The 12,464-nt window shown below is 64.4% G+C and carries 10 protein-coding genes; 6 read left to right on the top strand and 4 right to left on the bottom strand.

Annotation, left to right across the window (positions count from 1 at the left end):
• The first annotated feature begins 67 nt into the window (after nt 1-67).
• From BLS13_RS12025 to BLS13_RS12010, 4 genes are all read left to right on the top strand, one after another.
• Nucleotides 68-784 (top strand): biotin--[acetyl-CoA-carboxylase] ligase, encoded by a 717-nt coding sequence (locus tag BLS13_RS12025; RefSeq protein ID WP_093452407.1) that lies wholly within the window; start codon nt 68-70, stop codon nt 782-784.
• 31 nt (nt 785-815) lie between these two features.
• On the top strand, nt 816-1,595 hold the full coding sequence (locus BLS13_RS12020) for a type III pantothenate kinase (RefSeq protein ID WP_093452406.1): 780 nt from the start codon (nt 816-818) through the stop codon (nt 1,593-1,595).
• Nucleotides 1,596-1,701: 106 nt separating this feature from the next.
• Complete coding sequence (locus tag BLS13_RS12015; protein WP_093452573.1) at nt 1,702-3,282, top strand: ribonuclease J; 1,581 nt, start codon at nt 1,702-1,704, stop codon at nt 3,280-3,282.
• A 186-nt stretch (nt 3,283-3,468) separates the two neighbouring features.
• Nucleotides 3,469-3,738, top strand: a complete 270-nt coding sequence (locus tag BLS13_RS12010) for a DUF1467 family protein (RefSeq protein WP_093452404.1) — start codon at nt 3,469-3,471, stop codon at nt 3,736-3,738.
• 10 nt (nt 3,739-3,748) lie between these two features.
• Here the strand turns inward: BLS13_RS12010 and BLS13_RS12005 are convergent, their stop codons facing one another.
• A complete protein-coding gene (locus BLS13_RS12005; RefSeq protein ID WP_093452403.1) occupies nt 3,749-4,879 on the bottom strand; it encodes an aspartyl protease family protein in 1,131 nt (376 codons plus the stop codon).
• 83 nt (nt 4,880-4,962) lie between these two features.
• Nucleotides 4,963-7,404 carry a coiled-coil domain-containing protein gene (locus BLS13_RS12000; RefSeq protein WP_093452401.1) on the bottom strand — a complete coding sequence of 814 codons (2,442 nt, stop codon included), beginning with the start codon at nt 7,402-7,404 and terminating at the stop codon, nt 4,963-4,965.
• A gap of 170 nt (nt 7,405-7,574) precedes the next feature.
• On the opposite strand from BLS13_RS12000, the gene BLS13_RS11995 reads away from it, so the two are divergent.
• Together BLS13_RS11995 and BLS13_RS11990 are read left to right on the top strand one after the other, a co-directional pair.
• Nucleotides 7,575-8,819 carry a hypothetical protein gene (locus BLS13_RS11995; protein WP_093452399.1) on the top strand — a complete coding sequence of 415 codons (1,245 nt, stop codon included), beginning with the start codon at nt 7,575-7,577 and terminating at the stop codon, nt 8,817-8,819.
• 35 nt (nt 8,820-8,854) lie between these two features.
• Nucleotides 8,855-9,655 carry a sensor histidine kinase gene (locus BLS13_RS11990; RefSeq protein WP_176943565.1) on the top strand — a complete coding sequence of 267 codons (801 nt, stop codon included), beginning with the start codon at nt 8,855-8,857 and terminating at the stop codon, nt 9,653-9,655.
• 49 nt (nt 9,656-9,704) lie between these two features.
• Here BLS13_RS11990 and gltA read toward each other — a convergent pair whose 3' ends face one another.
• Nucleotides 9,705-10,988: a citrate synthase gene (gltA, locus tag BLS13_RS11985; protein WP_093452396.1), complete on the bottom strand. Its 1,284-nt coding sequence runs from the start codon at nt 10,986-10,988 to the stop codon at nt 9,705-9,707.
• Between the two features lie 47 nt (nt 10,989-11,035).
• Entirely contained in the window at nt 11,036-12,463 is a 1,428-nt protein-coding gene (gltX, locus tag BLS13_RS11980; RefSeq protein WP_093452572.1) for a glutamate--tRNA ligase, read from the bottom strand.
• Nucleotide 12,464 lies beyond the last annotated feature (1 nt).

The raw sequence follows: 12,464 nt of genomic DNA, 5'->3' as shown, positions 1-12,464 counted from the left end.
AGCCCCTCCCCTTCAGGGGAGGGGTTGGGGTAGGGCGCTCGCCACAGGGCGGGCGTTACGTGTCCTGATGTCCGCCACGTCCCTTATCCACCACGTCGCCACGACGACATCGACCAACGATGACGTCGCCGCTCTCGCCCGTTCCGGCGCGCCGGAGGGCATTTGGCTCCGCGCCGATGCGCAGGCCGGCGGTCGCGGCCGGCATGGCCGGGTCTGGGTCTCGCCCCCCGGCAATCTCTATGCGAGCACCCTGGTGCGAATCCGCGCGGGCGATCCACCGCCGCACACGCTGGCGATGGTCGCCGCGGTCGCGCTCGACCAGCTTCTGACGGCGTTTATTGCGCCCGATCGGCTGATGATAAAATGGCCGAACGACCTGCTGGCCGATGGCGCCAAGATATCGGGAATATTGCTCGACGGGCTTGGTGATGCTGTTGTCGTCGGGGTCGGAGTCAATCTTGCGCATCATCCCGACGGGCTCGATCGCGCTACCACCAGCCTTTCCCATTTCACGGTCGCACCCGATCCGGCGGCGTTTCTCATCGAACTCGCGGCGAGTTTCGCGCACTGGCTGGCCCGCTGGCGCGGGGAGGGGCTTGCGGTTGTGCTGCAACGCTGGCAGGCCCGCGCGCATCCCATCGGCGCCGCGCTGACCATCCGATCGGCGGATGCGGACGGTGTCGAGGGGCTGTTCGACGGGCTCGATGCGGATGGGGCACTCCGCCTTCGACTTGCGTCGGGCGAAGTGCGGGTACTGCACGCTGGCGACGTTTTTCTGCTATAGCGCGCCCGGATTAGAGGACACGACGCGATCCATGCTGCTAGCCATCGATGCCGGAAATACCAATATCGTATTCGCCCTGGTGGACGGGGCGGATATCCGTGCGCGCTGGCGGATCGCCACCGATCCGCGCCGCACGGCCGATGAATATGCGGTTTGGCTGCACCAGTTGCTGGCACTCGAAGGCTATGATCGCAGCGTTGTCGACGCGGTGATCATCGCCACGGTGGTGCCGCGCGCGCTCCATAATCTCGAAGTGCTGGCGTCGAAATATTTCGGAGTCAGCGCGTTGGTGGCGGGTCGGGCGCCGGTCGAATGGGGGATCACGCTCGACGTTGCGGAGCCGTCCAGCGTGGGGGCCGATCGCGTGGTCAATGTGATCGCGGCCCACACCTTGCACCCGGCCGACCTGATCATCATCGATTTCGGCACGGCGACGACGTTTGACGTGGTCGATTATTCAGGGGCCTATAAAGGCGGGATCATCGCGCCGGGCATCAACCTGTCGCTCGATGCGCTGGTGGCGGCGGCGGCCAAATTGCCGCGCGTTGCGATCGAGGCGCCCGAGAGCGACAGCGTCATCGGGCGCACGACCCAGGATCAGATGCTGATCGGCATCTATTTCGGCTATATCGCGATGATAGAAGGCCTGGTGGCGCGGATGCGGGCCGAGATCGGACGGCCGGCGAAGGTGATTTCGACGGGCGGCCTGGCCCCCTTGTTCGAGCAATATACCGACATATTCGACGTGATCGAGCCCGATCTGACCATTCAGGGGCTTGGCATCATATACAGCCGGCTGACCGGCAAATGAGCGGCGCCACACGCGTGCGCGAAACGAAGAACGGAACAGATTTTACGTGACGAAACCTGGTAACGAATTGCTCTTCCTGGCGCTTGGCGGCTCGGGAGAGATCGGCATGAACGTCAATCTCTATGGCACGCAGGGCAAATGGGTGATGGTCGATCTCGGCCTGACCTTTGCCGATTCCTCTTATCCGGGCGTGGACCTCGTCCTGCCCGATCTCGCTTTCATCGAGAAACATGCGAAGGATCTGCTCGGCGTCGTTCTGACCCATGGGCATGAAGATCATATCGGCGCGATCCCCTATCTCGCCGCCGATCTGGGTGTACCGCTCTATGCCACGCGCTTCACCGCCGGGCTGATCCGGGGGAAGCTGGAGGAAGAGGGCATTACCGACAAGGTCAAGCTCCATATCATCCCCAATGAGGGGAGCTTCCAGCTCGGGCCGTTCGGTTTTCGCTATGTGCCGCTGGCGCATTCGATCCCGGAGGGCAATGCGCTGCTGATCGAAACGCCGTACGGAAAGATTTTCCACACCGGCGACTGGAAGATCGATGAGACGCCGTTGCTCGGCGTGCCCTCGACTGCGGAAGAACTGAGCGCGATCGGCGACGAGGGCATATTGGCGCTCGTCTGCGATTCGACCAATGTGTTCAACGAACAGGCATCCGGCTCCGAAGCCGATGTGCGGATCGGGCTCGACAAAGTCATCGCCGCGGCCAAGGGGCGGGTGCTGGTCACCACCTTCGCATCGAATGCGGCCCGCGTGCAGACGCTGGGCGAGGTTGCGCGCGATACCAACCGGCAATTGTGCGTCGCCGGTCGTTCGCTCGATCGGATCATCAAGGTCGCCAAGGCCAGCGGCTATCTTCCAGATTTTCCGCCGACGATCAGCGTCGAAAATGCGATGAAGCTGCCGCCCCGCGACGTAATGATCATCGCCACCGGCGGGCAGGGCGAGGCGCGGGCGGCCTTGTCGCGGATCGCCTTCGATAGCCATCCGGTGAAGTTATCGGCCGGCGACACCGTGGTCTTCTCGTCGAAGCAGATCCCCGGCAACGAAATCCCGATTGCGCGAATTCAAAACGCGCTGGCCGCCAAGAAGATCGACATGGTGACCGAGAAGCAGGCGTTCGTGCACGTCTCCGGCCATCCCGGGCGCCCCGAACTGGCGGCGATGTACCGCTGGATCCGCCCCGAGATCATCCTGCCGGTTCATGGCGAACTGCGTCACATGGCCGAACAGGCGCGGTTCGCCACGGCGCAGGGGATCGGCAAGAGCATCGTTCAGACCAATGGAACCGTCGTCCGGCTTGCCCCGAACGGCCCCGAGGCGATCGGCAAGGAACGGGCCGGGCGGCTCGTGCTCGACGGCGATGTCATTCTGCCGGCCGATGGCGCGACGATCAACGAACGGCGGCGGACGTCACTGCACGGGATCATATCAGTGACCGTCGCGATCGATGCTGGACGGCGGCTCCGCGGGGAGCCGGCGATCACGCTTCAGGGCGTCCCTGTCGAGGAGGATCGTGCCGATTTCATCGACGATGCCCGCGATGCCGCGTCCGAGGCCGTGCGCGACGGATCGAAGGACGAGGCCAAACTGCGCGAGGCGATCCGCCTCGCCGTCCGCCGCCGCGCGTCGGCGTGGACTGGCAAGAAGCCGATCGTCGACGTATCGATCATCAATGTGTGAACTCGGTTCCATATCAGATCGTGCTGGCAAGCCCCTCCCCTTCAGGGGAGGGGTTGGGGTGGGGCATCCGCGTCTCACCGAGCCCAGCGCCGGTATGGAGGAGAGGCCCCACCCCAACCCCTCCCCTGAAGGGGAGGGGCTAAAATTTCTTCGTAGGCACTTTCGCTCGACGCTGAGGCATGGCTCATGCGTATAACCTCCGTCGTCGCCATCTACATCCTGTTCTGGTGGGCGTGCCTGTTTCTCGTGCTGCCGTTCCGGCTCCGGAAGAGCAGTGAGCCGGAAGAGATGGTGCCGGGTCAGGTTGAAAGCGCACCGTCCCGTTTCTCGGTCGGGCGAACGGTCCTCTGGACGACGATCGTCTCGATCGCCGGTTTCGTCCTGTTCTACATCAACTATGCCGAAGGTTGGATCACGGCCGACATGTTCGATCTGACGATGAACGCGCCGCGCTGATGGCGGTCGTTCAATAATAGCTCTGCAGGGTCAGCCGGCGCTTCTCGCCCGAGCATAGGTCGATCGCGAGCACGCTGCCCTCCGCGCCATAGGCCCAGCTATAGCCGTCGCTATTCTGGACATCGACCTTGCCGTCGTTGATCCGGCATATCCGCTCGCCGGCTTTCCAGCCCGCGCGGTCGGCGGGGCTGCCGGTGCTGACATGGATGATCTTCGCGGCGGGGCCATCGGGCACCAGCGCCAGCCCGGTCCGCTCCACCCGGCGTGGCATCAGCGAGGCGCGTGGCCGCAGCCAGAGATTACCGGCGCCGATATCGAGCACCAGATCGTAGCGGGCGAGCACACCGAGCCCGAGGATCGCGTCGGCGCGGCCGGCGAGGTGGGTCGGCATCGGCGCGATCCGGACATCGGCCTGCTCCTCGTCAAAGTCGCCGATCCGGAGGTGCGGCAGGCGCGCCCTGCTCTCGATCAATAGCTTGCCATTGGCGCCGCTGCTGACGGCGTCGGTTGCGCGGGCGCCGGCGGGCTTGACCCTGGCCCAGGCCTCGGGCGAAATCCGCAGATCGCCGCCCGATCCGAAATCGATCTGCGCCATCAGCTTCTCGCCACCGACCTGCAACGCCACCAGCGGGGCGAAACGCGATGCGTAAACGGGTATCCGGGTGAAATTGATCGGAGCAAAGCCTGACGGAAGCAGCCTGAACTGGCGCTCGCCGAAATTGATCGACACGGCGCGCTTGCGCAAGATATCGCCGCCGAGGATCAGATCCATCTTCTGACCCATCATTTTTGACGCTGGCCCCAGATCGGCCGCCAGCACCGGCAAGGTTGCGCTGAATCGGCCGGGGATGACCAGATTGATCCTGGGAATCACTTGCGTGGCGATGTTGCCGCTGGTGCCCGCCATCGTGCCCGGTCGCCCGCCCTTCAGTCCGGCCGCTGCCGCGAACTGCGCATCCAGCACGCTGAAATCGGCGCCGCTGTCGAGCAGCACCGTCGCATCGCGGCCCTCGATCAGCGCGCGGAACAGGATCTTGTTGTGATACAGGAAAAAATCGATCGGCCGCCCCGCGAGCGGCGCGACAATGGTACCGGCGGTTATCGGTGCTGGCGTATCCGCTCGCGCCGATATCGGCAGCAACGCGAAGGTGAACGCGGCGAGGGCGGGCCACCAGCCTGTCGATCTTATCGTGGGAGGAGAAATCGGAGCCTCGGCGCTGACGATCAGACCCGCAGGCGATCGATCGCCTGGGCCAGAGCAACATAGAGCTTGCCCATATCGGACGACAGCATCGTCACACCCAGCGGGCCGCCATCGCGGCTATCGAGGATACGGCGCAGCATCTCTTCGAAATCCTGGATATATTTGTTCACATGATCGCGGAATTCCGGGTTGCCGTCATAATAGGCACCGACATGCTGCGCCTCGCCTTCATCGAGCAACTGCACCGCGCGGCGCGTGAAGGCGCCATGGTCGCCTTGCAGATAGGCCGCCCATGCCTTGTCCGAAACGTCACGCGACAGCAGCTTGGCAACGTCGATCGCCGCAGAGTTGAGCGATTCGACGAGCAGCGAAACTCGTCGGGCAAACATATCCTGATCGTCGAGTTCGTGCTTCTTTTCGACGTGGGAGATCCGCATTTCCATATTGGCGCTGGTTTCCGCGATCGTCAGCATGTTGGTGAGCAGTTTTTCGCTCGCGCGGTTGGCGGCCCCCACAGCTGCCTCGGCGGTATCCGAGATCAGCTGGATACGCTGGGTGATCTGATCGCCGAATGCGCGCTCGATCGCTTCCGCACCGCTACGCGCAAGCTGTTCGCTCGCGTCGGGGATGATCGATTCGAGCGCCTCGCGCGCGCCGCGCGCCGCCTCGCCAGCGGTCTCGCGGACCTTGAGCAGCGCCTCGATGAGGCGCCCGCCCGACAGATCGGCGAGCGAACGCATGTTCGTTTCGCTCTCCGCGATCAGCCGCCCGAGCTCGGCGCTGTGATCGCGCAAAGCCTCCAGGCGGGCCGATGCCTCCTCGGCGAAGCTGTCGGAAAGCTCGCGCTGCCGATCGAGCAGCGCGTCGCCTTCGGCCGCGATACCGGCCATGCGGCGGGTTGCCTGATCGCCGAGCCCGGCAATCGCCTCACGCTGGCGGTCGATCAACAGGTCGGCGGATTCGAGCCGGTCGGTCGCGCGCTCGACGGTGGAGACCAGCTGTTCGGCCTGGGCGGCGATCGCGCGAATAGCGGAATCGCCGCGCGCAGCTTCGGATTCCATCCGGGTCATCGTCGCGGGCAGTTCGCGCTCGACATTCTGGATGATATTATCGAACGCGATCCGGAGCGCATTGGCGCGATCGGTGAGGTTTCGGGCGCCGCCCATGCTGTTGGTGAGCGCCACGCCGACATTTTCGACATGCTCGCTCAACGCCACGATCATCTCGGCGAGATCGGCGGTCTGTTCGGTGCCGGTGGCGCCCAAAGCCTCGAACCGGCGCTCGATCTCGCCGAGCGCGCGTTCGAGGCTGTCGACGAGCTTGCGACTGCTGGCGTCCTGTTCGGCCAGTTTGGCGGCAAAGGCATCGGCCTGCCGCTCCAGCTCCGCCATGCGGTGCGTGATCGACAAGGCGGCGGACGATCCGGCTTCATCGATCGATGCGCGGGCATGTTCGATCATCGTCGCCATCGCCGCGCGCTGATCGTCCATCGCTTGCCGGATATGATCGACCGCGGCGCCGGTCTGATCGAGCGTGTTGTCCATCGAACGGCCCAGCGCGCTGCCGACCTCGTCGATCACGCGCGTCGTGCGTTCGGCGCGCGTTTCGATCCGGCCGATCTGGGTGGCCAGCCGGCTCGATGCGGCGCCGATCAGTTCGTCGGCCTCATGACTGCGGGCAATGATCAGGGCGAGCTGGTTGGAAAGTTCCTCGGCATGATCCTTAGCCGATCCGCCGATCTGACGAACGAATCCCGCGGTTTCCTCGGTCAGCGCCTTTGCCTGCGGTAGATCCGACATCAGTGTGGTTATGTCGCTGCGTGCGGCCGCGGCTGCCTGGCCAAGCGCGTCCGAGTGGCGCGCGAGCAGATTGGTTTCGTCGCGCATGTCCATGCTGATCTGCGCCAGTCGCTCGGCTGCGCGATTGCCCTCGTCGAGCAAAGCCGACGTGTGGCTGGAGAGGTCTGCGCGCCGGCTGTCGAGCGCCGCGGTGATTTGCGCGATCGCCGCTTCGAGCCGCTGGCTTTCCAGCCGCATCGACAGGGCCGTGTCGGCGAAACGCTTCGCCTCGCGGGTGCTGTTGCGACGGATCAGAATGTAGAGGATACCGAGCAGCGCCAATGGTCCGCTCGCGAGCGCAATCCAGTTGACGATCGAGGCCGCCGACGTCGCGCCGCTCCCGCCCGCCTCGACAATGCCGAACAGCCAGATGCCAAGCCAGGCGGTTGCCGCCAGGCCCAAGATGCCGCCGAGGGCGAAATCCATCCGGGCGCGCGCCGGGACAGCTTCGATATCCGGGTAGTCGGATGGCCGCTCCTCCCCAATCGCTTCATCGAGCAGCAATTCGGCGGATTCGTCGGTGGCGACAGAAGGGCTTGCGGTGGAGGCCGCAGCGCGCGCAGCAGCTGCCTCGGCCGCATTGGCCGCGCGCCAGCTGTCCAGCGTGCTCGGAGCGTTACCCATCGCCGCCTGTCTACTAGAAATTTTGCTATCCGGATAGTGTGACGCAAGGATTTCTTAAGCTTTTGCGGGGTGCTGTGCCACGCATCGGGCCAGAAGCCGGGCAACCGGTCGCTTCGGGCTTTGCAGGAAGGCGAACAGGGCTTATCCGGTGCGTTTGCTGGACAAAAGGGGTGTTCACCTTGCCGCTCGCCGCGCTCATCGCAGCGCAATTGCCGTTGGAATCGGGGGATGGTCTGCGGGCCACGTTGCCGCTCGCCGGACGGACGCTGATCGAGTTTCAGGCGCGAACGGCGCACGGGGCCGGCGCCGGGCGGATCATCTTGCTCGTCGAGACCATACCCGCGGCGCTGGCGCAGGCTGTCGATCGGCTGCGCCGGGACGGCGTGGTGATCGAAGTCGCGCGCAGCGCGGGCGATGCGGCGGACCGTTTTCATGTCGACGATCGGATCCTGCTGATGGCCGACGGCTGCTTCATCGGGCAGCAGCTGGTCGATCGTCTCGTGGCCTGTCCGGCGCCGGCACTGCTGATCGTGCCCGACATGGCCGAATATGGCCTGTTCGAGCGGATCGACTCCGAGGCGCGATGGGCGGGCCATGCATTGATCGATGCGGGACGGCTTCAGGAAACGGTGCGGCAGCTCGGCGACTGGGATCTGACATCGACAGTTCTGCGCCGATTGGTGCAGGCGGGGGCCGTCAGGATCGCAGCGCTGGGCCCTGCGGACGGCGAGGATGCTGGACTCCCGCCGATCATTGCGGTGGATGCGAACTCGCTGCGTGCCGTCGAGCGTTGGCTGATGCGCCAGCCCGCGGACGCGGAAGGGGATTGGGCGGGGCGCTATATTCATCGGCTGATTGCGGCTCCGCTGCTGGCGCCCGTTGTCAACCGCAAGATCGAGCCTCTGGCCGTTGCGGCCGGGTCCGTGGCCACCGCGATCATCACGGCGATTTTCGCTATATTCGGCTTCCTCTGGGTGGCCGCCTTGCTGCTTCCGATTTCGGCTGCTGCCTTTTCGCTGGCGCGGCGGATGGCGCGCATCTGGTGGGCAGAGGTGCCATACGCGCGCACCGCGCTGGCCGTTCGCCGGACCGCCGCGTTGCTGGCTCTGATGGCATTGTCCCGTCAACTGGTCGAGACGGGCGGTTGGGGCTGGTGGGGCGTCGCTGCGGCAATCCCGCTTGGGTTGACGGCTCTTGCTGCGCTTCGGCCGATCGCTTCGGCGGTCGGCGCGAACGCGTGGCCTTCGTGGTTGCCCCGGGATGACGGCCTTATCTGGTTGATGCCTTGCCTGGCGATCCTGCTCGGATGGGCCGGGGCGCTGGCGGCGTTAGCCCTATATGTTTGCATGGCGTTTGCCTGGCAGTTCGAGGCGACCAGAAAGCAGGCAATTTCGGTCATCACCCGCAGCTCTTAGCCGACTGTTAACAGCCGATCGCTATGCATGCGATCATGCTGGCCTTTCATGATCTTGGGTTTGACGACGCGATTCGGGCCGATGGGTCGTCCGTGGAGAGGGCGATTACGTTGCTGCCCGCGCTCGAGGCCTCGATCCGTACCGCGATTGCCACGGCCGATCATCCACCGGGAGAGGCCTTTGCCGAGCGGCTGGGCCGCGCCTTCCGTGGGCCGCTCGATCGTGTGGTTGCGGCGGCGGACATGCTTGGCCTCGGTCATGCCGGACGGGCCGATGATGATATCGTCGCGACGATCGCCGCCTCAGCCCGGCAATTGCTGGCGTTGGTCGACGAAGTCGTCGATCTGCAGCGTATCGAACGGCCCGATTTTCGGCCCAATGCCGAACCGATCGATCTCGCTGATATCGCGCGACAGGCCTGCGGGCTGCTGACGGTACGCGCTGCGGCCAACGGGGTGCACCTTATGCGGCCTCCCGATGCGCAATCGATCATGGTGCTGGGCGATTTCGGGCGGTCTCTGCAGATCATGCTGGGCCTGCTGGGCAACGCGGTGCGCAATGCGCCGCGCGGCACGGCGATCTGGATGCGGTGTGTGCGTGCCGAACATTCGGCCGCGCTGATCGTCGTCGACGAGGGGCCGGGCATCTCTCCATTCGATCAGGAGCGAATTTTCCTGCCGTTTCAAAGGGTGGATGGCGATAGCGGCCCCGGCGCGGGCCTGGGCCTCTATGTCGGCCGGCTGCTGGCGCGGGCAATGCGCGGTGACCTGATCGTGGAGAGCCCTCCTGGCGAAGGCGCTTGCTTCATCCTGACATTGCCGCTGGTGCCGCCATAAAAAAGGCCGGGACGCGCCCGGCCTTCTTCATTTCGCATGTGCGCTGCGATCAGCGGTTGGCAAGATCGATATAATCGCGCTGGGCCGGGCCCATATAGAGCTGGCGCGGGCGGCCGATCTTCTGTTCGGGATCGGAAATCATTTCGATCCACTGCGAAACCCAGCCGACGGTGCGTGCGAGCGCGAACAGCACGGTGAACATCGTCGTCGGGAAGCCGATCGCGGACAGGATAACGCCCGAATAGAAATCTACGTTCGGATAGAGCTTCTTGTCGATGAAATATGGGTCGGTCAGCGCGATCCGTTCGAGTTCGCGGGCGGTGTCGAGCACCGGATCGCTGATGCCGAGCTTGTCGAGAACTTCGGTCGCGGCCTTGGCGAGCACGGTCGCGCGTGGATCGTAATTCTTATAGACGCGGTGGCCGAAGCCCATCAGGCGGAACGGATCGTCCTTGTTCTTGGCGCGGGCGATATATTCCGGGATGCGATCGGGCGTGCCGATTTCACGCAGCATGTTGAGCGCGGCTTCGTTCGCGCCGCCATGCGCCGGGCCCCACAGGCAGGCGATGCCGGCCGCGATGCAGGCAAACGGATTGGCGCCCGACGAACCCGCCAGGCGGACGGTCGAGGTCGATGCATTCTGCTCGTGATCGGCGTGCAGGATGAAGATCTTGTCCATCGCCGCCTCGACGACCGGATCGATCTCATATTCCTCGGCAGGCACGCCGAACGTCATGCGCAGGAAATTGCCGGTGTAGGACAGATCGTTGCGCGGATAGAGGAACGGCTGACCGATCGAATATTTGTAGGCCATCGCCGCGATCGTCGGCATCTTGGCGATCAGGCGATGCGCCGAGATCATCCGCTGCTTCGGATCGTTGATGTCGGTCGAATCGGGATAGAAGGCCGAAAGCGCGCCGACGACGCCGCACATGATCGCCATCGGGTGGGCATCGCGGCGGAAGCCTGCGTAGAAGCTGGCCAGCTGCTCATGCACCATCGTGTGGCGCGTGATCGTGCGGCTGAACGCTTCCAAATTCGCCTTGGCCGGCAGTTCGCCATTCAGCAGCAGATAGGCGACCTCCATGAAGCTCGACCTTTCGGCAAGCTGGTCGATCGGATAGCCGCGATGGAGCAGTACGCCGGCATCACCATCGATATAGGTCAGCGCCGACTGGCAACTGGCCGTCGACGTGAAGCCCGGATCATAGGTGAACGCGCCTGTGGCGCCATAAAGCTTTCGGATGTCGATCACATCCGGACCGACCGTTCCCGACAGCACCGGATATTCGGACGGCTTGCCACCGAATTCCAGCTTCACCTTTTCCCCCATGCTTCAATCCTCCTGTCCAAATCCAAGTGGAAGGCCGATCGCGCCTATTACGACAGGATCTGGTCGTCCAGACGCCCCAGGCTCTCCTCGCGGCCGAGGAGCGCCAGAACGTCGAAAATTCCCGGCGAAGTGGTTCGACCCGTCAGCGCCGCGCGCAGCGGTTGCGCGACCTTGCCCAGACCAATCCCCGCCTTTTCCGCCACCGTGCGAACCGCGGCCTCGAGCATCGGAGCCGACCACTCGCCAGTAGCGGCAAGAGCGTCGCGGGACTCAGCCAGCAGCGCCTTGCCACGTCCGTCTAGCAGCGAAGCGGCCTGTTCGTCCATGGGCAGCGGGCGGGTGCGAAAAAGGAATGTCGCGCTATCGCTCAACTCTTTCAAATTCTTCGCTCTTACCTTCAAAAAAGGCATGCTGCGAAGCAAAAGAGCCTTCTCGGAATCGGGCAAATCCTGGCCCAGGCTAGCCGCGACTCCGGAAGTTATCAGATCGGTCAGCCGCTGATCGTCGGCTTCGCGCAGATAATGGCCGTTCAGATTTTCGAGCTTCTTGAAATCGAAACGCGACGGTGATCGCCCGACGCCGGCCAGATCGAACCATTCGATCGCCTGCTCGCGCGAAATGATCTCGGCATCGCCATGGCCCCAGCCGAGGCGCAGCAGATAATTGCAGACGGCTTCGGGCAGGAATCCCATTTCGTCGCGATAGGCATCGACGCCGAGCGCGCCATGCCGCTTCGACAATTTGGCGCCATCCGCGCCATGGATCAGCGGTACGTGCGCATAGATCGGTTCCGGCCACTCCATCGCGCGAATCAGCGCGAGTTGGCGAAACGCATTGTTGAGATGATCATCCCCGCGAATGACATGGGTGACGCCCATATCCTGATCGTCGACGACCACCGCCAGCATGTAAGTGGGGCTACCATCCGATCGCAGCAGGATCATGTCGTCCAGCTCGGCATTCCGGACCGTGACCGAACCCTGGACGCGATCCTCGATCGTCGTCTCGCCCTCGCGCGGGGCCTTCAGCCGGATCACGAAGGGAGCGCCGGCCGGCGCCTCGGACGGATCGCGGTCACGCCAGCGACCATCGTAGCGCAACGGCTGTTTGGCGGCGCGCTGGGCGGCGCGCATCTCCTCCAGTTCCTCGGCGGTGGCGAAGCAGCGATAGGCGTGGCCCCTGGCCAGCAGTTCGTTGGCGACCTCGGCATGCCGCGCGGCGCGTTCGAATTGATAGACGGTCTCGCCGTCCCAATCGAGCTCGAGCCAGGACATGCCATCGAGAATCGCCGCGATCGCCGGTTCGGTGGAGCGCGCCCGATCAGTATCCTCGATGCGCAGCAGGAACTTGCCACCGTGATGGCGCGCGAACAGCCAGTTGAACAAGGCCGTGCGGGCCCCGCCAATGTGCAGGAAGCCGGTCGGCGACGGCGCGAAGCGGGTCACGACGGGGCGATTTTCGATGCTTGCGCTCAAG

It is taken from the genome of Sphingomonas sp. YR710 (assembly GCF_900101455.1).
Taxonomy (GTDB): domain Bacteria; phylum Pseudomonadota; class Alphaproteobacteria; order Sphingomonadales; family Sphingomonadaceae; genus Rhizorhabdus.
The sequence above is the reverse complement of the archived record's forward strand: the minus strand, read 5'-3'. Positions and strand labels throughout refer to the sequence as shown.